Origin of the sequence: Metabacillus litoralis, assembly GCF_003667825.1 — a bacterium.
GTDB classification, from domain to species: Bacteria; Bacillota; Bacilli; order Bacillales; family Bacillaceae; genus Metabacillus; species Metabacillus litoralis_B.
Genome location: NZ_CP033043.1, coordinates 3,239,019 through 3,263,775 on the forward strand (window position 1 = coordinate 3,239,019; position 24,757 = coordinate 3,263,775).

A 24,757-nucleotide genomic window follows, 5' to 3' on the forward strand; every position below is an offset into this window, starting at 1 on the left:
ATCAATTAATCCTCATTATAATTTGTTGTATAAATCCACTGAACAGTATCACCATTAGTGACTGCAATAACACCTGCGCTTCGGTTTAACGTCGAACCATTTCTTTTTACAGTCCAGCCACTAAATTGACCTCTGTCAAATTCAAATAAATTATCAATACCCTCCACATACGCAGATGAACCGCTTCCTGTTACACTAACAGGTATACCTTTTTGTTTTAAGATCGTTAATGTCACATCCAAAACTGTGTTTCCTTCACTCATCACAACCTTTGTAGCAGGAAGAATGGTTCCTTTTTCACTATCACCTACAATTGAAATGGTAACCGTAGGCTTTGGTTCTTCCTTTTTCGGTGGTGGAGTGGTTGATTGTTCTTTTGTAGCAGTCGTTGTATCTTGTCTCGTTGATTCATTTGTAGCTTTTTTTGTTGTTGTTTCAGTCTTTTGAGTAGTGCTTTGTACTTTTTCTGTTTCTTTCTTTTCAGAAGTGTTTGTTGTACTAGTCGTTGTATTAGAAGACTTGCTTTGTGATGATGTAGAAGATGGTTCTTTTGTTTCTTCTTTTTTATCTTCTTTAACAACAGCCGTTGTTTCTTCTGTAGTTTTCTCTTCCGTTTGCACTTCTTGTTTATCTTCCGATTCGACTTCTTTTGTGGAATCAGCTAGTTGTTCAGCTTCTTGATCACTCTTATCGTTTGACTGCGTTTCCTCACTTGCTTCTTCATTTAATACCGGTGATACTTCGTCTTTTTCACATGCTGCAGTAAAGAATAAAATTGTTGAGAACACGATCAGCAGAAAGGTTTTCATTTTTGACAAAGCGTTACACCTCCAATTGTTTTTCTAATACGATCATCCATAAATGGGAAACGCCCCTCCAAATGGAGAGGGCATTTCATTTCGTTATATTTCATTTCGTTATTGTTGTTGTCTTTTTCTAACATACAAACTAGTTATTCCTATAATAAGTAAAGCAAGACCAATTAATGCCATGTTATAGCTTTGGGTAGCAGTATTTGGTAGAGGATAACCTTTCGTTTTTTCTGGTTGATCATTTTTAGTCGTACTAATATTTTCAGATGTATCTTTATCAACATCGTCCTTCACTACAACAGGAGTTTCATTGTTGTCAGCAGGAGTCTCTGTGTTTTTCTTTTCAAGATTTAGGCTATATAAAGATCCTTTTCCATTTAAAAATAATTGATACGCAACAATTCCTCTATAGCCTTGATCTGTTGTAAATGAGTCACTAGTGTCTCCACCTTGCCAATCAAAGCCACCATCATTATTTTGGTAGGAAAGCAAAAAGTCGATTAAACTAACACCGTCTTTTGAGAACAGACTACTATGTGAATCAATTGATAATGCCGATAGCGCAATAACTAGTTGTGCAGCTGTTGAGCTGTTATCAATTTTTGAATTTTTGTATTGAGCTGATAGATATTTTACAGCTTCATCTACGGCACTCTTCACATCCGCGTTTGATTCAACATATGGAGCAAGTGCAGTTAATACCATAGCCGTTGTATCACTGTCACTCGTTGCTTCACCACTCCATGTCCAGCCACCATCATCGTTTTGGTTCTTCAGCAATTCATTGACCAATGCTTCTCGCGTCCATTTAGCTGAAGATGGAACTTCAAAGTTAGCACTATCTAATGCAATAAGGGCATAAGCTACCCCATTTAATCCCTGCTTTGTTACATTTCCATTATAGATAGCTTGAACAAGATTATACCCTTCGATATTTGTTGGATCTTCACCTGCTGCTAAAGCACCCAATGTTAGTCGCTCATAATCTGTAATTTTTGAAAAACTTCCTTGACGTTCGGTTAATTGTTTTTTCAAGTTTGCTAGATAGCTAGCCGGCAATGTTTTTCCTGCCTTTTTCAAAGCCACTGCCTGCCAGTCTCCAACCTCTTGTTTTAAAACATATTGACTCGCTGCATTTATTGCATTATTAAGGGCAGCTTGATCAAATTTCTCAACTGGCTGTTGTTCCTCTTCAGGTTGCTGCTCTTCCTCTGTAGGTTCTTCTGCCGGTGTTTCCCAAGATTCATATTTTAATGTTACTTTATCAGCTTTTTGAAGCTTGTAACTGTCAACTCCAACTGATGCCATCTCATCATTGACATAAAATGCCCAATAATAAGTACCTTCAGCAGCTAATCCTCCGATACTTGTAATCATCACGCCATATTCAGATGTTTCATATTCGATGTTTTCTTGTCCGTAACCAATCTTTAATAAATCAAATGCAGTTGGTTGATCAATGAACGCAATTGATGAAGGCTCAGGTAAAATCACATGATCTTTATTACCAACTATTTGCAGTGACACGCTATTTTCAGAAGGCTTTGTCCAATCAGTATAACGAAAGCTTATCTCGTCACCCTCTTGTACAACATAACTGTCTGCGCCAACTTGTGCTTGAACACCATTAACATAAAATGCCCAATAATATGGGTCGGTTGCTTTTAATCCGTTAATACCTGTGATAAAAACTCCATATTCCCCTTCAGTATACTCAATCTGGCTCTCGCCAACAGCTTGAACAAGTACATCAAATGCAGTTGTATCCTCTGCAAATGTATAGTTTGTTTCATCTAGTAATAGTTCATTGTTATTCCCAACAACTGATATTGTTTCCCCTTCTGCAGCAAATACAGTTGTCTGAAAGGTGCTAACGAATAAGGTAGAAACGAAAAGGACAGATAATATAATATGCTTTACTTTGTTGAACAACGTGTTCTCTCCTATCTATAAAAATTTATTGAGGCAAAAAAAAAGCCTCTATGTAAGAGGATTGCAGTCGTTAAGAAAAAAATGTCTTTTCTTAACACCCTCCTATCCGCGTAGTACGAGGTAAAAAAATAGGCAGGTCTCCTGACTTATGATCAACATCCTCACAGCCTTCCCATCTTATAGACAGTGGCAAATTTGTAAAGACTCTCATTTACAGTGGCGGGACCGCGCCGGACTTTCACCAGACTTCCCTTTTCATGATAGGATAATACTACCAACCTATTTTTATCATATTCATTTTAACTGTTTTAATCATAGTCTAGTATGAAAATGGTGTCAATATATGTAGGAGTCTGCATATATATGGTAGAAACTACAAAAAATCCATTTTTCCTTTCATTCATATAATATAGCGTTATTTATTCCCTGGTTGACTCAAAAAGAAAAAGCCATGATCTTTGAATCATGATCATGACTTTTTCGCTTATTTTGTTTCTCTATGCACTGTATATTTCTTTAATCGTGGGCAATATTTTTTAAGTTCAATTCGATCGGGGTTATTACGCTTATTTTTTGTTGTAATATAATTCCGATCACCAGTTTCTGTACATGCTAATGTAATTTTTACTCTCATTAAGATTTCCTCCTTGGAAAAATAAAATTAATTTTCTGCAGTAAAAGCTGGAAGAGGATCGTTAAAAGAAGACCAATCCTGTTTCATTTCATCGTTTGTTAATAAGCATTCATCTAGAGCTTTTTCAATCAATTCACGGTTCATGCCGATCCCAATCATAACAAGCTCTGTTAATCGATCACCGTATGTGTTATCCCACTTTGCTAATAACTCAGGTTCTTCTTTTAAAAATTGATCCTGCTCTGCCTTTGAATAAGAAGCAATCCAATTTCCTGCTCCCTGAATGATAATAGAGGGACCAGCCTGTGAGAGAAGTCCTGTTATATCATTACGTGAAGCAAGCCAGAAAAACCCCTTAGCCCTAACGACGTCGACAGGCCAATTTTCAAGCCAAGTCATAAACCTTTCAGGATGAAACGGTATTTTCCTCTTATATACAAAAGAGGTGATTCCGTATTCCTCTGTTTCAGGTATATGTTCGTGCATAAGCTCTTGTATCCACCCTGCGGATTGGCTAGCTTGTTCGAAATCAAAAAGGTTCGTATCTAAAATTCTTGTGATTGGTACCTTTGAAAAAATAGATTCAATGATTGTGGCATCAGGATTCAATTTATGGAGAACCGCTTTTAATTCATCTATATCTTCTCGCTCTACTAAATCTAATTTGTTTAATACAAGAATGTTAGCAAATTCTATTTGATCAATTAACAAATCTACTACCTCCCTTGTATCTGTTGGATCTATTGCTTCGTTACGGTCAAGCAGACTCTCCCCAGAGGAATAGTCAAGCCAAAACCGATAAGCATCTACAACAGTTACCATTGCATCTAGTTCACATATTTCAGTTAAGTTTGTCCCTAATTCTTCATCTATATATGTGAATGTCTGGGCTACAGGAATAGGCTCAGAAATACCGGATGATTCAATAACCAGATAATCTAAATGCCCTTGTTTCACTAATTTTTTCACCTCTATAATGAGGTCTTCTCTCAGTGTACAGCATATACAGCCATTCTGAAGCTCAACAAGATTCTCCTCCGTACGGGAAAATCCACCTTGTTTAATAAGTAAGGCATCAATATTCACTTCACTCATATCATTAACTATAACGGCTATTCTCCTATTATCTTTGTTACTTAAGAGGTGATTTAATAATGTCGTTTTTCCAGCACCTAAATAGCCACTTAAGACCGTTACTGGTATCTTTCTATTTTCCATGTCATCCTCCTACACAAAACAAAATGATTACGATTTATAATTTATAATTTTATGTAACTTATCAGAAAAAAACACAAAAAACAAATCGTAACAGTTACGTTTTATATATTATACTATCTTCCGTCGATATGCAATAAGTTTAATAAAAAAGTTTTAAAAAGAGAATTTCGGGAATAACATAAATAAGAAAGGCTGACACCTAAATGCCAGCCTTTCTGTTTCTATTATAAATTCACACGCATAACGCGACCATTAAATTTTTGTGCCCAGTAACCACTAGACATATTAGCGATTGCAACACCAGTCGAGCTTTGAGAACCAATGAATTTACCGCCACCTACATAAATACCAACATGTCCATCTTTTTTATATGTATCAAAGAATACCATATCTCCAGGTTGCATGCTGCTTGTTGGAACTCTTGTACCAGTATTTTTAAGAATTTCCGTACTTGCTCCAACTCTTACTCCCACAGTTGAGAATGCCCAGCTTACGAATCCAGAGCAATCAAATCGACCATTAGCGATATCATAAGAATTTCTTCCGCCACCAAATACATAAACAGAATTTCCAATATATTTATAACCAGCACTAATTAAATCATTAACAGTACCGTTAGGATTTACAGGTGTGTCTTCAAATGTAACTGTATTATTTGAAGTACCTTTTGCCGTTGTAACAGAATTAGATGAGTTTGTGGTTGTAGCAGCTGCCTTTGCAGCCTCTTCTGCAGCTGCTAATGCTGCTGCTTTTTGTTTTAAGCTGTTAATTGCAGCTTCTTTTGCTGTTTTTTCATCTTGAAGTTCTTTTCTTAATTGATCATTTTGTTGCTTTTGTGCCAGGATATCAGCCTGCATGCCTTCTAAATCTGCTCTTAAGTTTTCAAGGTCTGAAAGCACTTCCACTTTTGCAACCTTCTTTTCATTTAACTCTTTTTCATCAGCTTCTTGCTGTGAGATCATCGAACGATCTGCTTCTACAATTTTCCCTACCGCAAGTGCACGGTTTAGAAAATCACCGAAACTAGTAGATCCTAGTAAAACATCGATATATTCAACATTCCCACCACTGTGTTGGTAAGAAATTGCACGTTGCTTTAAAATTTCTGTACGTTCTTTAATAGCTTCTTCTAGTTTAGCGATCTCAGAATCCATAGCGTTTATTTCGTCTTGAGAAGTTTGAATCTGCTCTTCTGTTTGCTTAATCTTAGCTTCGTTATCTTTTATTGCTGCATCAACGCGTTCACTTTGTTTCTTTAAATTTTCTAACTCTGCTTGTACTTCTTGTACATCCTGAGTATGATCTTTAATTTCTTTTTGAACTTCTGTACTTGTTTCAGCGTTAACCGAAGGAATTGCAAATGAACTGCCTAATCCAATCATGACAGCTAAATTCATGATAACTAGTTTCTTTTTCGACATTCTCTTCCCCTACTTTCGTTTCTCGTACATGAATCATTCTATGTATCTATTTTTATACAATACTATTTTACTTATTTAGCCACAATTAGAAGTATATCATCAAAAAATGACAAAACTATGTTGTTAATATTACATTTATATTTCAAAAGTAACAAAATGTAGCTTTTTTTCGCCTCAAAAAAGCACATTTACAACTGTAACATAGTTCATATCCTAATTCTAGTATTTATCTATTAATAGAATTAATAGGGCTAAAAATGTATAAAAAAAGAGATAAATTGATTGTAGTAGGTTAAAAGGAGGGAGAAAAGAAGTGTATCAATGAGGAATCTTACCTAAACTCAATTTAAGTTAGTTCTTCTCCTCTCCCAGATTGTGACAATTTTTTCACTACTTTATCCACTATCATGAAGCGGACACATGATTATTCTTCTTGTGTCCTCTTCATCACTTCAAATTTCTCTTCGGCCTTGTATTCACCATTCACTATAATATGTAGTATATGTTCTCCACCATAATGTTTTCTTGTTGATAAATCCCTAAAAGAATGTGTTTTTGTATAAATTTTTTCCTCTCCTGGTGAGATGGAAGTTTCGGATATTTTAAATGATTTTATCGAATGCTTTCCATTTGCTTTTACAAAATCGATCGCATATTCAAGTCTAAGCTTTCTTGGTTCTTTATCCATTGATATAACATGAAACGAAAATGTAATAGCTTCTCCTATTACCACTTTTTTTGTAACAGTTAAATTTGAGACATGAATATGCTCATTTTTCCCCAGATCAAATAATTCAAGTGCCTCTGGAACACCTTTCTTTAATAATGTACGTAATCCCGTTTTAACAATCCAATTCGTTCGATCATTTGTACCGAGCCATCTTTTTGCTAAATGAAGGACAAGCTCAGGATGATCTTTTGAAATATCATTTATATTATTGGCGACACTTTTTCTTACATATAGAGAAGGATCTTCCTTTAGATTTTCTAGTATTGGAAAGATGGGTGAAGGGTCTTTTTTCAAGTTTGTTAAGACAATCCCCCACGGAAGCCTTGGACGAGAACCCTCGCTTGCGAGCCTTCTGACATGCTCATTTTCATGTGAACTCCATTCTAAAAATTGCTCCATCATTTTAGGTTGATTTTCCATCACAAAAGGCCTTACTGCAAATTCGGAAGTTGAAAACACAGTGAAATACTCAAGTGCTTCCATCGATTTCTCCCAACTATGTAATCCATTAACCTCTACGTAATCCTGAAAAATGATACCACCAAGACTTCCTTGAAAAGAAGGAGCCACTTTTTTTAATAGTGCCACAGCTTCACCAAATTCTTGAGGTAAACTTTGAGATAAACTCAAAGTAATACGACGGACACGTTGTTTTAATGCCAGTTCATCCCAACCTTTTGCATAAACAGATGATAAAAATTCTACTTGATTAAAAAGTGGATCATATTCTTGTAATTCCTTACTCAGCTTCTTCATAAATTGTTCATTAAATAAAGCTCGAAGTTCTTCTGCCATGGATAACTCCTTCACCCTTTTGTTTGTTCGTATAAAAAATTATATCATGGAGATTTATTAGAGTTAAAATAAGTAAAAATGGAAGTCCACAAACAAAATAAAAAACAGGTAATCTTTCACCACCTGTCCTTACTCCATTCCATATTTAATTCGGTAAATCTTAGCCATTGCTTGAACCCGATCCGTAACGTTTAGTTTCTTAAATATATTTGTTATATGGTTTTTCACAGTATGAACACTTATATTTAAATAGCTGCCCACTTCCTGGTTGTTTAAACCTTCTAGTATTAAAAAAAGAATTTCTTTCTCTCTTGAAGTTAATTTTAATTCTAGAATGACGCTTTTTATATCAACAAGATCATTAATTTGTTGTTCATCAGCAAGTTCCATTTCCCCTACCTGTTTTAAATTAGATAGGTGATTCAGTTCCATTCTTGCTTCTAAATCAGGACTTACCTGCTGAATGGCCATTTTCATTTCATCATCAAGAAAAGATAGAGCTAAATTTTTATCTATTCTTTTAACAATTGTCTGGTAAATAAATGTTATCATTTTCACTTCTATACTTGTATTCACTTGTTTTGTAGAAACATCCATACACTTTTCTAACAAATGAAGTACTTTTGAATTCTTTAATTTACTTTTCAAGAACTCCAAGCGATATGTCATAACCTTACAAGCATTCATAAGTTGTTCCACAGATGTTTCAGGTATTGATAGTGATTGTGAAAGTTGTCTTACCATTTTCATCGCTTCTAATGTATTCAAGTAATTTTGTTTATTTAATTCCTCTAAACTAGAGTGAAGTAAATTGATTGTTTCTAAATGGTTATTATCTAGTAGTTCTTCATCGTTATTTTGCTCTATTTTGATGCACCTAGACAATAACCGAGCAATGATGTGTAGACTCATTGACACTTCTTCATACTTTTTTCTATCCTTAATTTCTACTGTTAATATACCAATACAATTCTTCTCAACATAGATTGGTTGATGAAAGACCATACTCTGTTCATTTATCCGCTTCAGCTGTTGAAGGTTGCTTCCTTCACTAATAAGCTCATGGCAAACCTTTTTATGCTCTTCAAGTAGTGGGTCATTCAAAGCACCTCTACTAATTGTTTCCCCATTTTCTACTGTAAAACTCGAGAAGTTATGATTGTTTATGTTCTGACAAAAATCAAGAACCTTGTACATGATATTTTTAACATCATCTGTATGAAGTGCAACCTCTAACAGGTCTAATAAACCATAAAAAGCAAGCTGCAGTTGTTTTTCCTGCTGTAGGGCTTCGTCACTTGCTTTCCGTTCTGAGTAGAGATAAACAATAAACTGAAGAATATCAAGCAGCTCTTGACTAATCATTCGGTCTTCTGTCGATCCGCCAAACATAAGACCTTCCACAATACCGTTTTTCTTTATAGGAAAAATAAATAATTGATTTGGATATAAGTGAAATTGTTGAAAAAAATCACTACGATTTGTAAGGCCCATATCGGACAAAAACATTTTTTCCCCCATAACAACAGCTTTCCCCAACAAGCCTTCCCCGATATAAAATGTATTTCCTTTTAATTTTTCAATACTCTGACCTTGTACAGCTTTGATCATAAATTTGGCATGATCTATTTTTTCTGATAGTCCAATAAAATCTATTCTATTTAATTGGAGAATTTGTGTAAAAAGATGAGATAAAAAGTGGTCATTCTCACTCAAATTCCCTTTTGACTGTCTTAAATGTGTTAAAATATCAATTACTTTTCTTTGAACTTGGGCTTGTTTTTCATTCTCCTCAAAACTTTTTATCACGAAGGAGATTGAATCTATTTTATTGACTAACTCTGTCTTTTCTTCTTGATTTATCGAAGTTATAGAAAGATCTACTAAGTTACTTTCCTTATTTCCTTCCAAAAATGGTCCTGCCACAAGTATATAGTTTGCTTTGGTAGAAGAAATAACTGGGGATAAGATAAACTTTAAATTTAATGTTTCTTCACTCCAAGAAAAAATAGTTGATTTCGAAATCAACTGTCCTGTGTTAATTATTTCTTTTTGAAAAGAATCAACATCGCTAACTTTATAGAATGGTGTTTCATCTACTCTGTTCACTGACATCAAAATTTGCCCGTCCTGATCAATAACGGATATCGGAAATCCACTGGATGTGGAGAATATTTGCAATAAATTTTTGAACATATTCATTTTACCAACCCCCAACAAAACACAACTCTCTACTATATATTTCGGTAAAAAACATCCTTTTCTTGATGGTAATTCTAACCACTTTATTTATATTGGCTATATTAATGATTGAAAATAATTTTCCGCCTCTTCTAGTGTTTTGTATAACCCCATAAAAGTATGAAATCTTACAATAGTAAAAATCTCATCCAATGGGGGATTTACACCTGATATAACTAACTCTTTTCCTTCTTTTTTTGCCTTTATCGCTGCATCCGCAATAACACCTAATGAAGTGCTATTTAAGTATTTTACGTTTTCTAAATCCAAGATAACATGCTGACGTGATTTTAATAAATGTGCTTGGATATCCTCTTTAAATGATTCATTATTCTTAATTGTAATTTCGGTATCCTTAACTTTTAAGATATCCACGAGTTCTTTATGAATTAACTCCACAATGACCATCCTTTCTTTATTAGTTGCTATTTCTACCAATATTTACAACAATGCATGTCTTATTTTATCGTACATTTTAAACAATGGAGCCTGTTCATCTGATAATCCAGCTTCATCAATCACTTTTGGCATACCATAGACAACACATGTTTCTTTTGATTCAGTAAGGACTAGTCCTCCTAGTTGTTTCACCTTCCGACAACCGCGCAACCCATCATCACCCATTCCAGTCAAAATGACAGCGAGCAATCGTTCTTTGTATAGATGAGCAGCTGATAATAATGTAACATCTACAGAAGGCTTATATAATGTTTCCATACCTGCTGAAATCTTTAATTTTATTTGATATAAGTTTCTTTCATTTTTATAAATTGTTGTCTGTAGCCCCGCAGGAGCAATGTATACTGTACCAGGCTTAAGTATTTCATTATGCTCTGCCTCTTTTACCTTAAGGTGACATAATGAATCAAAACGATCTGCCAAAGGCTTCGTAAAGCCTGGTGGCATATGTTGAACAACCACAATAGGAAGGTGAAAATCAGACGGAAATTTCGTTAGTATCGTTTGTAATGCTGACGGTCCTCCTGTGGAAGTACCAATAAAAAGAAGGTCTTTGCTCATTTCGATCATTTCTTCTATGTGCACTTTATTGTCTGGAACAACTTCTTCCTTTTGTATCAGGACTGGTAACTTCGCTGAAACTGCTACAAGTAATCTTTGATAAAAATCGTCAAGAAATTCAGAAGATGTATGATTAACTAGTACCTCTTTTATAACAAAATCTACAGCTCCTAATTCAAAGGCTTCAAGTGTAGAATCTGCCCCATTGCTTAGCATTACAACTGGTACTGGATTTTCATTCATTAATCTTCGTAGCGTTTGAAGTCCATCCAATTCCGGCATTTCAATATCGAGTGTTACAATAGAAGGCTTTAGCTGCTTTACCTTTTCGATTGCATCCAACCCGTTTCTTGCTCTTCCAATGACAAAAAAATCAGGGCTTGCCTCTATTAAAGTGGAAATAGTTTTCCTCATAAAAGCAGAATCATCCACAACTAACACTCCATATTTCCCATCCATTTTGTTACCCCTTTCGATAGTAGAAGGTCCCATCTGTACTGATTGTCTCAAAACCTATCCCCATTGTAGATATGTTTTCTGCATGACCTAGAAAGAGAAATCCTCCTTTTTTAAGTGAGTGATAAAATGAGGTTGCCACCTTTTTAACCGTTTCAGCATCAAAATAAATTAAAACGTTCCGGCAAAATATAACGTCATACGAACCTTCATTTCTCATATTTTCTTCATCAAGTAGATTTAAGTACTTAAAAGTGATCATATCTTTTATGTCCTTTTTCACACTATAATGAGTTTCAGTTTCTTCAAAATAGGTGTCAAGCCATCTTTGAGGAATCCGTCTAAAGGATAGTGATTTTTTATGGTACATTCCGTTAGTGGCTGTTTGTAGAACCTTTTTATTTATATCTGTTGCTGTGATCGTGACCCTATCCTCTACTGAAATACCGAGCTCTTTTAACATCATTGCAAGAGAATACGGTTCTTCCCCTGTGGAGCAGGCAGCACTCCAAATTTTTATTGGTTGTTCAAGTACTCTTTCTTTTTTCAGTATTGGTATTACTTTATTTTGGAAAACATGGAGCTGTTTATCTTCACGATAAAAATAAGTTTCATTAATCGTTAACAGTTCTACAAGAATATCCCACTCTTTAGGGGTTTCCTCTAAAAGACGCATGTAACTCCATAATGTTACATTTAATTCTTCGAGCCGTTTTGAAATTTTTGCTTCTAAAGAAGAAATATTATTCAAGTAATTTAATCCACAATACTCATAAACTAATTGAGCTAATTGCTTTAGCGCAAAATTTTCCATAGTGAGTATCTCCCTTTTCCTAATCTATTGATGCATAAATAGTATGAAGGGTCAGACACTTTTAAACAGTGTGATAGAATATATTCAACTGTAAGATCTGACCCTTATTTTACTATTAGTTTACTGACTGAAGTGTACGTTGCATGTCCTTGTTCGTATCCTTGATGGTTGATGATAGTCTTGTTACTCCATCAATATCTTTCGCACTTTGCTTAAACATAGCACTAGTTTCATTCATTACTTTTTCTAGCTCAAGAATTTCATTTAATTGTAGCTTTGTTGCTTCAGTTATTTCTTCAGATTGATTTTTAACAGCCTGAATAAGCTTTACAACATCATCACTTTCTGTAGTCAATCCTTTTGTTTCTGTCGTAACAATTGTCATTTGATCCGCGATATTGGCAATACTCTTTGTAATGTCTTTGATCAGTGCCGTTTGCTCTGATGTTGATTGGGTCACAAGTTCAGCTTGATTTGTGACATCACTTGTAATTGAAACAATTGATCTAGTTTGTTTTGTTTGCTCTTCAATTGCTGAAGTAATTTGGAGCATTTGCTCTTTTGCAGATCGGATATCATTTGTAATTTCTTCAGCTCCACCTGCTTGTTCAATCGTAGCATTTGTGACCATTTCTGCTTGATTTGCCATAGATTGAGCAGATTGCACTACGCTTTCCGCTTGTTTTGCTTGTTCAACCGTTGCAACTGTTACTTGTCTTACTTGTTCACGGGCTTCTACAACACCTGTGATAATTTCTTCTACTCCTGTTACTTGTTCTTTTACTGATTCTGTTACTTGATTTGCTTGGTTCGTAATGGATTCAACTGCATTTACAACATCTTGTGCTTTTTTCGCTTGCTCATCAGTTGCTAACGTGATTTGTCTCACCTGTTCACGGGCATTCGTTACACCTTTAATGATCTCTGTTACACCAGCTTTTTGCTCAATCATTGCTGTTGTAACTTGCTCAGCTTGATTTGTAACATTTGCCATTGCTTTTACCATCTCTTCAGATTGCTTTGTTTGTTCAACTGTAGCTGTAGTAATCTGCTTCACTTGCTCACGAGCATTGAGCACACTTTTGATAATATCTTCTACTCCAGCAGCTTGTTCTTTCATTGAATCTGTTACTTGTTTTGTTTGCTCAACCATACTACTAACTTCAGTAATAATCATTTGAGATTGTTTTGCTTGTTCCTCTGTTGCTACTGTAATCTGCCTTACTTGCTCTCTTGAATTACGAACACCCTCGATTATTTCATCCACAGCAATAGCTTGCTCATTCGTTGCATTTGTCACAAGCTCAGCCTGCTTTGTAACATTCGCAACCGATTTTACAATGCTTTGAGACTGCTGTGCTTGCTCTTCCGTTGCTGTTGTGATTTGCTTTACTTGCTCACGTGCGTTAACAACACTGTTAATAATTTCAGTTACTCCTGCTGCTTGTTCTTTTATTGCTTGAGTAACTTGTTCAACTTGATTTGTCATACTTTCTATTGAGCCAACAATATGTTGAGATTGCTTCGCTTGTTCTGATGTTGCATCTGTAATTTGTCTTACTTGGTTTCTTGCATTCAGAACACCTTTAATAATTTCTTCCACTCCAGCTGTTTGTTCAACCGTTGCTTTTGTTACTAAATCTGCTTGTGTTGTTACATTTTCAACAGATTTTACGATATCCTGTGCTTGTACAGCTTGCTGAGTAGTTGCAGTGGTAATTTGAGAAATTTCTGTAGTAATATTTTCAACACCATCTACAATTCGAATAATGGCATCACTAGCACTGTCTGATAGCTTATAGCCCTGTTCAACTTTTTCTTCACCAATTTCAATTGCCTTTATCGCATCAGACGTTTCACCTTGAATACCTTTAATTAACGTAGCAATCTCCTTTGTCGCGGATGCCGTTCTTTCTGCTAGCTTACGAACTTCATCTGCTACAACACTAAACCCTTTTCCATGCTCACCAGCTCTAGCTGCTTCAATCGCAGCATTTAACGCAAGTAGATTTGTTTGCTCTGCAATATCATCTATCACTTCAATAATGCTACCAATTTCATCTGAGCTTTTTCCTAAACTTTGCATAACCGTAGAAGCTTGCTTAACAACTATTCCAATTTCTTTCATCCCATCGACTGATTGTAAAACGGCATCACGACCATTTTGTGCTTCATGTGCTACGTTTACTGTTAGTGAATTAACATTTTCAGCATTTGCTGCCACTTGTTCAATAGAGGCAGCCATTTCTTGAATAGACTGATTTGTTTCTTTTGCCGAACTTGTTAAGCTTTCTGCATTTACGGAAACGCCTTTTATTGATTTACCCATTTGCTCAATAGAGGCAGATACTTGCTCAACAGAGCTTGCTGTACTTTGTGCATTTCCTGCTACCTGTTGTATTGACGCTGCAAGCTCTTGGATAGAAGCTGCTGACTCCTCAGCTGATTTATTCAAGCTTTCTGCATTCACTGAAACACCTTGTACTTGACTACCCATTTCTTCAATAGCTGCAGATACTTCCTCAACAGCCATTGCTGTACTTCTTGAATTACCAGCCACTTGTTCGATCGACGCGGCCATCTCCTGAATTGCATCATTTGTTTCTTTTGCTGAATTTGTTAAGCTAACTGCATTTGCTGCCACACCTTTAACCGAATCACCGATTTGCTCAATTGAAACAGAAACTTGCTCAACAGAACTTGCTGCGCTTTGTGAATTCCCTGAAACTTGTTGAACAGATGCAGCCATTTCTTGAATAGAAGCACTAGTAGAATCAACTGAAACTGCTAAAACTTCAGCATTTTGATTAACTCCTTTAATTTGACTACCCATTTCCTCGATCGCAGCTGACACTTCTTCAACTGATGCAGAAGTACTTTCTGCATTTTTTGACATCTGCAGAGTGGATGCAGCCATTTCTTGGAGTCCATCATTTGTTTGTTTAGCTGAGTCTGTTAAACTAACAGCATTATTCGCCACTTGCTCAATTGAAACAGCCATCTCTTCTATTGCTGCGGATACTTCTTCAACAGAATTTGATGTACTGCGTGTATTCCCAGCAACTTGTTGAATAGATGCAGCTAGTTCTTGAATTGCCGCAGTCGTATCTGTAGCAGACAATGTTAAGCTTTCTGCGTTTGCTTCAACACCTTTAATTGATTTCCCCATTTGCTCGATTGAAACGGAAATTTGTTCTACAGAAGCTGCTGTTTTCTCAGAATTCCCCGATACTTGCTGAATAGATGCTGCTAATTCTTGAATAGCCTCACTCGTGCTTTTTGCAGAATCAGTTAGACTTTCAGCATTTGTTGCAACTCCTACAATCGATTTGCTCATTTGTTCCATCGATGCTGAAACATTTTCAATAGATTTTGATGTTTCAACTGAATTTCCTGATACTTGTTCAACTGATGCAGCAATTTCCTGGATAGAGTGTGATGCATCTTTTGCAGATCCTGTTAGTATATTTGCATTTTGTGCAACTGCGGTAATTTGGCTAGCCATTTCTTCCATTGCAGCAGTAATTTCATTTAGTGATTTTGAGCTGCTTGTTACATTATGATCCAAACCTTTGATTGAATGAAGAATACCTTCTAATGAAGAAAAAGATTTTGCAGTAGACTTTCTTAGGTTTTCTGCATTTGAAACAACACCATTTATTGATCTAGAAATCGTCGACATCATGTTCCCTGTTTGATTTAAAGATGCTGCCTGTTGATCGTTTCCGGTTGAAATTTGTGTCATAACATTATTTAATTGAATAATATCTTGCTCTAAATTTGACGATACTCTCGTTAGTTGCTCCATAGGTACTTTTGTTTTTTTAAAGAAACTCATAGCCAAAGGCCTCCTAGTCGTTTAATAGATTCTTACTTTTTGTCATTTATGGCTGTGATACTAGCTCTGCAGGAAGATCTTGCAGATTAATTGATTGTAAGATCTCATTAAATTCAAGAATTATAACAACTCTATCTTCTAGCTTGCTTATTCCTTTAATGAGATTTGAATGATTATATTGACTACCTGACGGTGGTTGTTCAATAAGACTATTTGTTGTTTTTAACACTTGTGTTACTTCATCTACAAGGAAACCAACATCATGCTGGTTATTTTCAACAACGATGATTCTTGATTTCTTTGTTTGTGACTGTTCTTGCAAATTAAACTTTCTCCTTAAGTCAATAACAGGGAGCATTTTTCCTCTTAAATTAATGATTCCTAATAGATCCTTAGGTGCATTGACGACTTTTGTCATAGCAGGAACGGAGACAATATCTTTAGCACGTTGGATGTCAATTCCATATTCCTCTGTATCTAGCTTAAAGGTGACAAATTGACGTTCGTCTTCTAGTTCTTTTCGTTTATTATCTGTAGCTGTTTCAGTATCTTGTGTACCTTGTTCACGTACGACTGAGGAAACGTCTAAAATGAGTGCAACACTTCCATCACCCATGATCGTTGCACCAGCTATATATGGTGGTGAACCAATATAAGGGCCAAGTGATTTAATGACAATTTCTTGATTACCAATTGTTTTATCAGCTATAATGCCAATTCGTTTGTCTGCAATTCCTACAACAATGACAAATTCACGTTTCTTTTCTTCCGCCGCCTCTTCAGATGGATCCAACCCTAGTTTTTCCTTCATTCTCACAAGTGGCAGGACCCTTCCTCTCACAAGGCCAACTTCTTTTTCTTTAATTGTTTGAATATCTTCTTTATTTAATCGAATAATTTCAAGAACATTTACCAGTGGAATCGCAAATGTTTTTTGTCCAAACTTGACTAATAAGGAACTAATAATAGCCAATGTAAGTGGCAACTTAATTGTAAAAGTGGTCCCAGCTCCAATTGTTGAATCAATATCGATTAAGCCATTTAGCTTCTCAATATGTGCACGAACGATATCCATCCCAACACCACGACCAGATATGTCTGTGATTTTCTCAGCTGTTGAAATACCTGATTTAAAGATGAGGAACATTGCCTCTTTATCATCTAATTTAGCTGCCTCTTCTTCAGAAATTGTTCCCTTATTAATGGCTGTTTGTTTGATCTTATCTGGGTCAATTCCTTTTCCATCATCACGTATTGAAATAACAATATGATTTTCTTCATGTGCGGCACGAAGTTCAATTTTACCTTTTCTTGATTTGCCTAAGCGTTCACGTTCATCAGCTGGTTCAATTCCATGGTCAATTGAATTCCGAAGCAAATGAATGATTGGGTCGCTAATTTCTTCTATTAAAGTTCGATCAAGCTCTGTTTCTTTTCCAGTCATAACAAAGTCAATTTCTTTATTTGCTTTTTGTGTTGTGTCCCTCACCATACGGGGGAACCGATTGAAAAGTTGTTCAATTGGTAGCATTCTTGTTTTCATCATGCCTTCTTGAAGTTCAGTGATCACACGACTTAAATGATTTGTTACCTCGTCGAGTGTTTCCATATCATCTTCTTGACGCGTATCACGGTCTGCCAATCGACCACGAACATCAACTAATCTTGTTTGGTCAATCACTAATTCGCCTACTAAATTCATTAAGTGTTCAAGCTTATCCACATCTACTCGAACGGTAGGATTAATTTTTGCCTTTTGGTTTCCTACAGGCTTTTCTTCCAGCACTTGTTCTAATTGTGTTTTTTGAATCGGAACAGCCAGCTCTTTTTGATGTAAATTCATATTTTCTTCTGTTATTTGATTGATGTTCACATGCTTGATATCAGATATTTGGTTAATCATTTCAAGAATTTCTTGTTTTGTTTGCATGGTGAGAAGAATAAAAATCATTTCACCTTCAAAGCCTTCAGACTTCTCCATCTCATCAATAGAAGGAAAAGCAGCAACAATCTCCCCTGCTTCTTTTAAATTATTATGAATTAAAAGTGCTCTTACATTTTTCATCAATGCTTCATTTGAGAGCTTAATCGAGACCTCCAATGCATTATGACCAAAGGCTAGGCCACTAATCACTACATTTTTGGTGTAATCATCTAACTCGGTTATGATTTGATCTTTTGAAGGTTTCGCATTTTGGATTTCTTCATCGTTCATTTCTTGTGGATGAAATTCATTCAACTTATCAACATAAGGTTGAATGTTAATTTCATCAAGATTTCCATTTAAAATGCCATCTTTTAAAACTTGGATAAAATCGATGCTTTCAAAAATCACATTAACTAGTTTAGGTGTAACAGCTAGCTTTTGGTTTCGAACCTGATCAAAAACATTTTCTAGATAATGAGTAAATTCTTTCATTTGCTCAAAGCCCATTGATGCCGATGACCCCTTAAGTGTATGAGCGGCTCGAAATATATTCTGAATCGTTTCAATTTTTTCAGGGTGCTGTTCTAGCACTAATATCTCTGAATCTAGTATTTGTAATTGTTCATCCACCTCATCAAGGAATACTCCCAGATAGGCAGATAAGTCAAAATCAGCCATATTGACCTCCTTATAACGTTCTATGAGTGCTCATATAGAACTTTCTCTAAATGAAGAATCCCAATAACTTGCTCATTAAGCTTTGCAAAGCCAGTAAAGATATCTTCATCTACTTTCAAACCAGGTGGGGGTTCTACGTTTTCCTCTTCAAATTTCGTCACCATTCTTACTTCATCGACCATTAATCCTATGTTTTCATTTTTGCCTTGAACAATAACAATCCGATTTTTTTTGTTTCTTTCTGAAATTGGTAATTCAAAACGCTTATGAATACTAACAACCGGAATAATGCTTCCGCGTAAGTTAATAACTCCTTCAATCATTTCATTAATTCCAGGAATGCTTGTAATGGCTGGAACTCGTAGAATTTCAACCACTTCTTCTATGGATAATGAATAAAGTTGTTGATTTACGGAAAATACGACAAATTGAACCTTGCCTATGTCAGAAGCAACCGCCAAATTGATCGCCTCCTTGTATTTATTTGATAGCCTTATTGTGAGGGATGTATTAGATTATGAGTATTGGAGTGGATTCCTATTTTTCTACAAAAGTCGACATGCTTATATAGGATTTGAGACCTATTAAAGGATCAAGAATATAGTTTCAAAGTTTCACTCTTTCATTTTATAGGAATTGTTTCCTGTATTTTTATAGGATTATCTATCTAAAACTTATTTTTACGCCAAATGTGATTGAGGATTATACGTTGGAGACTAAAACTCAAATTTAGGGAGGTTATGAAAAACACCAACATCATATAATTCTTTTCTAACAGAAAAAAGCCAGACCCAAAGGGTATGGCTTTTTCTACGTCCGTATATTAGGAACAAAATTTCTGAAGTGCTTCTGTAATTCGATCTGGAGAAAATGGTTTCACTAAGAAATCTTTTGCTCCTGCTTGAATTGCCTCAACAACCATTTGCTGCTGTCCCATTGCCGAGCACATGATTACTGTTGCATTTGGGTCAAAAGCTTTAATTTCGCGAACAGCTTGGACTCCATCCATAACAGGCATTGTGATATCCATAGTCACTAAGTCCGGCTTAAGATCTTTATATTTTTGTACAGCTACTTCACCGTTTTCAGCTTCACCAACTACTTCATGTCCTGCTTTTGTGATCATATCTTTTAGCTGCATTCTCATGAATGCTGCATCATCTGTTACTAGTATTCTTGCCATTTGTCTTGCCCCTTCCTTTAAAGCAGCCTTAGTCTAACATTAAGCCAACTGCTAATTTGTTACCATTTTGAAATGTTACCTCTACTTCTATTGCTTCTCTAAATCCCGAAAGTGTTGAATTTCCGTCCATAATGGTTGGAGCGGTAATGTCAATGGTCACACCTTTTGAAAAAATATGCGTACAGAGCCCGCCAGATAGCATATTCCCTAGTTCACCAGAAAAAGATTTTAACATTTCACCCTCTAGTGCCATTCCAAACATTACTTCTCCAATTGAGCCAAAAACATCAGCATCTGCTTTATACAGGATTTTTCCCTTAACAGACCCTGTTACCCCAACAAGAACTCCATATTGTAAGGATAATTCTTTTTGCACGATAGGTACTGAAACATCTTCATATGGAATAGGAACAATCTGTTTAATCGAGTCGAGTATTCCTTCCTGTAAGTCTTCTAATGTTGATGATACAGTCGTACTCAATAAAAACACCTCCTGTTTATTGGTTGTTGGTCTCACTATTAATTTTTTATTCTATTAACTGGTATACTTAAATTATATCTAAGACTTTTTTCTTATTATATAGTACATCATTCCTAGGAATGGCTCAATAATAAGGTGGAGTTATTGTAGAAATTTGCGGATTTTTATTAAAAAAATTGCGCCCGAAAATTTGGACGCAATTTTATATGATTACTTTAAGTTAAAAAGTGTATTAAGCTTTGTGATATGTAACAGTTTTTGAACTTTATCATTTGCATTTAATAGTTCCATTTTCTTTTTCTGTGCATTTGCCACTTCATAGACGGAAACAAAAATAGAAATACCAATACTGTCTACATAGTCGACATTTTTCAAATCAATTAGTAAACCTTGCTTACTCTTATTCAATGTATCGAGCAGAGCAGTTAATATCTTTTGATTATTCCTGAAATTCAATTCTGAATGTTCAATATAAAATGTGTCCATAACAACCTTCCTTATGATAATTTTACATAAATAAAGCAAACATCATCTTCATGTTCCGTTAACATTAGGCGTTTTTTTATTTTATCTAAATTCTTACGTTCAATAAACTCAGCGGAAAAACCGCTTCCATTTTCCGCTAGGATTTCATTCATTCCATCAGTATGCAGAAACAGTTCACTATTTGATTGATAATATATGGTGCTCATCCTAAAATCATAGTTCTTTAGAATGCCTACTGGAATAGAAGTAGAATCGAACAATTTCACAGTATGTTCATTTTTCAAATAAAAATCGGGATGACCTGCATTTATATAATCAATTCTTCTTTTTTTAGTATCTATCAAAAGGTAGATACATGTAAAGTAAAATTTTCCAAATTCTTCATTCTTTTCTAAAAACAAGCTAATTTGATGATGATTCAATTTCGCTAAGACCTCTTTAGGATCTATTATCTGCTGCTCAAGGAGAAAGTTTATTTCTGCGTTAATAGACATTGTAATTAGAGACGGCGCTATTCCATGTCCCATTACATCCATGATCATCACGACATATTGATCCTCATTTATCTGATGCCATTTGTAATAATCCCCTCCTAATTTATTAGAAGGACGATAAAAGCCCTCAATTTCAATTAGATTGTTCGTTAAAGGGTGACTAAGGAGCATTTGCTGCAAATTTCTCGCTAAACTTAAATCAATAGAAATATCTAGCTCCATCATTTTTCTTTTTGTTATATCAACTTGTATACCAATAAAGTGAGTAAGCTCCTCATTTGGTGAAAAAACTGGACTAATCGTTAGTTCATTCCAAAAGGTTGAGCCATCTTTTCGGTAATTAAGAATTTCGCAGTGAATTTCCTTCTTCTTTTCAACCGCTTCTCTTAGACTAGATATCGTATGTTCACTAGTTTCCGGTCCTTGGAGAAATCGGCAGTTTTGACCGATTATTTCTTCACTTCTATAACCTGTTATCTCCTGAAAAGATTTGTTTGCAAAGATAATAGGATTATCATGCTGATTAGGGTCCGTTATAATGATTCCAACACCTGTTTGATGAACAGCCTCCGCTAATAGAAAATTTTGTTCCCGCAATTGCTTTTTTTCATTCCTCAAGGCCATTAGATTTCCAACATCTTTTAGGACAAACCATATGTATTCCTTTGAATCATGTATGATTGTATCAAACCAGAAGCTGTAATAATGCTTTTTTGAATTACTTGAGATGGCTGTGATGATCATATCCTTATGAATATCACCAGCCTGCATCATTGGGTACTGTTCTTTTAACAATTGAAGGGATTTTTCCGTTAGAAAGTGAAACTCCGAGTAATGTTTACCTGTAAAATCATCTTGATGGTAGCCCAAAACATTTTGAGCTTTTTCATTAACGTAAACATATCTCCCCTTTTTATCCATGACAAAAACGATCTCAGGGTAATGTTTAAATAGTTTCTCGAAAATAGTTTGTTCCTTCATTTGTTAGCCCTTATCCAGGTGATAGGCCAAAGAAACTTTACGTCCGTTATCGGAATAGCTTATCATATCTGAACATTTTTTCATGATGGCTATTCCTCTGCCTCTAATACTTCTAATATTATTTTCAAAATACTGATCAGGATTACCGATATGTTCTAACTTTTCTTTATAATCAAATCCTTCTCCTTTATGATCACATTCAACAGAGAAACATTTTTCTTTCACTTCTAAATTTAAAGTTATTGGAATAGCTTGGTTTTCTTTCGTTCCATGCTCTAACGCATTGTTAACTGCTTCCATAATTGAAAAAATAATCACTGTTTTTTTTGCCCTTGCACATTTTTCAATAAATGCCTCGATGTCAGGCAAGCTTTGCTGAAATTGGTCGTGATCAGTAAAAACAAATGATTTTTTCATAAAATAATCCCCTAGTATCGTTTATTTTCTCTGGTAAGATATGTTTATTTTTTAAAAACAGTTTTTCCTAATTTCTTGTAAGTATGCAGAAATAGCATTATGTAGGAAAGCACGATACTTAGTTTCAAGTATCGTGCTTCTATTTTACAATTTAAAGACTGTAAGCTCTTGCTTTAATTGTTCAGCCATCTTTGCTAGCTCTCTTGCGCTTTCTGACACTTCCTCTATCGTCGCGCTTTGCTCTTCAGTGGACGCTGCAGCTTCCTCAGATAAAGCTGCTGATGCTTCAATCACTTCTGTAACCTTTTCAATTGACTCAAGAACAGAGCTTGTATAATTTCTTAGTTCTGAAAAGATGTTTTTCACCTGTGAAACTCCTTGCTCCGTTTCCTGTACATTGGATACTATTCTATGAAGAGATTCTCCACCTTTTTCGATTAATCCGACCTGTTCTTTTACGGAGACAAGATTTGTTTCCATTGTATTTACAGTCACTTTTGTTTCTGACTGAATATCTTCAATTAGTGTTGTAATTTGGTTAGCTGCGTTATTCGATTGCTCTGCAAGCTTACGAACTTCATCTGCTACAACAGCAAATCCCTTCCCATTTTCACCGGCTCTTGCCGCTTCGATCGCAGCATTCAATGCTAGTAAGTTTGTTTGATTAGATATGTCTGAAATCACTGTAATAATACTACCAATTTCCTCAGAACGTTTACCAAGCTTTTGGATGGATTCTGTAGCAAATTCAACAGTATTCGTTACTTTCCCAAGATGCTGTATCGCTTCATTGATTGCCATATTTCCTTGACCAGCTTCTGTTGTTGAACGCTTTGCCAATTCGAGAGTTCCATCAATAATTTGACCGCCCACTTCAACATGACTTGCTGTTTCTTTCATTCTATCTAATATATTATTAGCTTCAGAGGATTGCTTCGAAACTCCTGCTGCAATTTCTGTTGTTGTACTAGCAATTTGAGAACTCATTTCCCCTGTTACGTCTGCACTTGCTGATAACTCCTCTGAAGTTGCTGCTGTTTGATCAGCTGTTTCAATCACCTTTGCGATAAGGTTCTTCAGATTCGTTTTCATTAGATTGATTGATTGTGATAACTCACCAATTTCATCGTTCAGTTTAGTGTTAATTTCATTACCGGTTAAGTCACCATCAGCAATTTGCTTAGAAAGTACAGTCATTTTTTGTAATGGTTGAATTTGACGATGAATCACCCACCACATAATAAGAGCAATAACGATTAATGCAACGACCCCCTCAACCAATAGTTGAAATTGAAAGTTAGAGGTCATTGTTTCGTAAGCTTCAGTAGAATGACCAACAAAAAACATTCCAATGATTTCGCCTGCAGAATTTTTAATAGGTTCATAAACAGTAACTAAATTTTTCCCGACTACATTAGCTTCTCCGATATATGTTTCACCTTTGGCTAATGTCACAGCAGCAACAGCATCTGAAACCTTTGTTCCAACTGCTCTCTCTCCAGCTTCATTTTTAACATTTGTGGTAACCCTTGTATCTCCTTGGAAGACCGTCACAGCATTACTAGTTAGTTCACCAATGGAATCTACAATCTCTTCGTTATCGTTTACCTTTGTATCGCCTTTATATAGCTCATCACCTTTTAATGTCCATTCACCAGGGTATTGTTGATCGATTAGTCCTTTTGCTACTTTTAAATCAGTATCTAAATTCTCTTCAGCAAGATCTAGTACTTCTTTTTTAACCGTATAAACAGATTGAAAGATTAAGATTGACGTGCCAATAAGGAAAAGAATGAGAAACCAAAGAGTTAACTTTCCTTTTACACCTAATTTCATAGCTCTCTTCCTTCCTTTACTTTTCTTTGCGCTTCTTCTAAACTCGAACAAATAATAAATAACTTATTTAGCTTAGCAATCGTAAATAGCTCTCGAATAAAGCTGTTTTCAATAATTAAAAAGGTCGTTTTATCAGAATCGATGTAATTCAAGAAGGTAATAAATAACCCCATGCCGGTACTATCAACCATTTTTACAGCTGTAAGGTCGAATACATAGTTTGTGGCTTCTGGATTGATTTTTTCAAGGATAGCTTCCTTCGATTCCTGCGTATTTCCATATGTTAGTTTTCCTGATAACCTGAAAAGCTGATATTCTTTTGTTTGTTCCATTTCTATTGTTTCATTTCTAGTTTCGTCCAAT

20 protein-coding genes and 1 riboswitch are annotated in these 24,757 nt (G+C 35.3%); all 20 genes read right to left on the reverse strand.

Annotation, left to right across the window (positions count from 1 at the left end; all coding sequences use genetic code 11):
- Positions 1-5: 5 nt before the first annotated feature.
- Positions 6-809: a DUF4430 domain-containing protein gene (locus D9842_RS16165; RefSeq protein ID WP_232273890.1), complete on the reverse strand. Its 804-nt coding sequence runs from the start codon at positions 807-809 to the stop codon at positions 6-8.
- 108 nt (positions 810-917) lie between these two features.
- A complete protein-coding gene (locus D9842_RS16170) occupies positions 918-2,744 on the reverse strand; it encodes a DUF4430 domain-containing protein (RefSeq protein WP_121663384.1) in 1,827 nt (608 codons plus the stop codon).
- Positions 2,745-2,858: 114 nt separating this feature from the next.
- Positions 2,859-3,042: riboswitch (cobalamin riboswitch) on the reverse strand.
- A 186-nt stretch (positions 3,043-3,228) separates the two neighbouring features.
- Positions 3,229-3,378, reverse strand: coding sequence for a 50S ribosomal protein L33 (gene rpmG, locus D9842_RS16175; protein WP_098799083.1), 150 nt, complete (start codon positions 3,376-3,378; stop codon positions 3,229-3,231).
- Positions 3,379-3,405: 27 nt separating this feature from the next.
- Positions 3,406-4,596: a GTP-binding protein gene (locus D9842_RS16180; RefSeq protein ID WP_121663385.1), complete on the reverse strand. Its 1,191-nt coding sequence runs from the start codon at positions 4,594-4,596 to the stop codon at positions 3,406-3,408.
- 224 nt (positions 4,597-4,820) lie between these two features.
- Positions 4,821-6,017 carry a coiled-coil domain-containing protein gene (locus tag D9842_RS16185; protein WP_121663386.1) on the reverse strand — a complete coding sequence of 399 codons (1,197 nt, stop codon included), beginning with the start codon at positions 6,015-6,017 and terminating at the stop codon, positions 4,821-4,823.
- A 424-nt stretch (positions 6,018-6,441) separates the two neighbouring features.
- The gene (locus tag D9842_RS16190; RefSeq protein ID WP_121663387.1) at positions 6,442-7,542 is read right to left on the reverse strand and encodes a DNA alkylation repair protein; all 1,101 of its coding nucleotides are present in this window, start codon (positions 7,540-7,542) and stop codon (positions 6,442-6,444) included.
- A 129-nt stretch (positions 7,543-7,671) separates the two neighbouring features.
- Positions 7,672-9,744 (reverse strand): response regulator transcription factor, encoded by a 2,073-nt coding sequence (locus D9842_RS26560; RefSeq protein WP_306821489.1) that lies wholly within the window; start codon positions 9,742-9,744, stop codon positions 7,672-7,674.
- A gap of 96 nt (positions 9,745-9,840) precedes the next feature.
- Positions 9,841-10,182: an STAS domain-containing protein gene (locus D9842_RS16200; protein WP_162987455.1), complete on the reverse strand. Its 342-nt coding sequence runs from the start codon at positions 10,180-10,182 to the stop codon at positions 9,841-9,843.
- A gap of 42 nt (positions 10,183-10,224) precedes the next feature.
- On the reverse strand, positions 10,225-11,262 hold the full coding sequence (locus D9842_RS16205; protein ID WP_121663389.1) for a protein-glutamate methylesterase/protein-glutamine glutaminase: 1,038 nt from the start codon (positions 11,260-11,262) through the stop codon (positions 10,225-10,227).
- 4 nt (positions 11,263-11,266) lie between these two features.
- Complete coding sequence (locus D9842_RS16210) at positions 11,267-12,073, reverse strand: CheR family methyltransferase (RefSeq protein WP_121663390.1); 807 nt, start codon at positions 12,071-12,073, stop codon at positions 11,267-11,269.
- A gap of 115 nt (positions 12,074-12,188) precedes the next feature.
- A complete protein-coding gene (locus D9842_RS16215; RefSeq protein WP_257535884.1) occupies positions 12,189-15,911 on the reverse strand; it encodes a methyl-accepting chemotaxis protein in 3,723 nt (1,240 codons plus the stop codon).
- Between the two features lie 46 nt (positions 15,912-15,957).
- A complete protein-coding gene (locus D9842_RS16220; protein ID WP_121663391.1) occupies positions 15,958-18,516 on the reverse strand; it encodes a chemotaxis protein CheW in 2,559 nt (852 codons plus the stop codon).
- A 20-nt stretch (positions 18,517-18,536) separates the two neighbouring features.
- Entirely contained in the window at positions 18,537-18,977 is a 441-nt protein-coding gene (locus D9842_RS16225) for a chemotaxis protein CheW (protein WP_232273812.1), read from the reverse strand.
- A 362-nt stretch (positions 18,978-19,339) separates the two neighbouring features.
- Positions 19,340-19,699, reverse strand: a complete 360-nt coding sequence (locus tag D9842_RS16230; protein WP_098799710.1) for a response regulator — start codon at positions 19,697-19,699, stop codon at positions 19,340-19,342.
- A gap of 28 nt (positions 19,700-19,727) precedes the next feature.
- Positions 19,728-20,180, reverse strand: coding sequence for a chemotaxis protein CheX (locus D9842_RS16235; protein WP_257535885.1), 453 nt, complete (start codon positions 20,178-20,180; stop codon positions 19,728-19,730).
- 210 nt (positions 20,181-20,390) lie between these two features.
- A complete protein-coding gene (locus D9842_RS16240; protein ID WP_121663393.1) occupies positions 20,391-20,666 on the reverse strand; it encodes an STAS domain-containing protein in 276 nt (91 codons plus the stop codon).
- A gap of 11 nt (positions 20,667-20,677) precedes the next feature.
- Complete coding sequence (locus tag D9842_RS16245) at positions 20,678-22,141, reverse strand: PAS domain-containing protein (protein ID WP_121663394.1); 1,464 nt, start codon at positions 22,139-22,141, stop codon at positions 20,678-20,680.
- Positions 22,142-22,144: 3 nt separating this feature from the next.
- Positions 22,145-22,558: an ATP-binding protein gene (locus tag D9842_RS16250; protein ID WP_121663395.1), complete on the reverse strand. Its 414-nt coding sequence runs from the start codon at positions 22,556-22,558 to the stop codon at positions 22,145-22,147.
- A gap of 144 nt (positions 22,559-22,702) precedes the next feature.
- Positions 22,703-24,394: a methyl-accepting chemotaxis protein gene (locus tag D9842_RS16255; protein WP_121663396.1), complete on the reverse strand. Its 1,692-nt coding sequence runs from the start codon at positions 24,392-24,394 to the stop codon at positions 22,703-22,705.
- Entirely contained in the window at positions 24,391-24,756 is a 366-nt protein-coding gene (locus D9842_RS16260) for an STAS domain-containing protein (RefSeq protein ID WP_121663397.1), read from the reverse strand. The genes D9842_RS16255 and D9842_RS16260 overlap by 4 nt, the downstream gene beginning before the upstream one ends.
- Position 24,757: the final 1 nt, after the last annotated feature.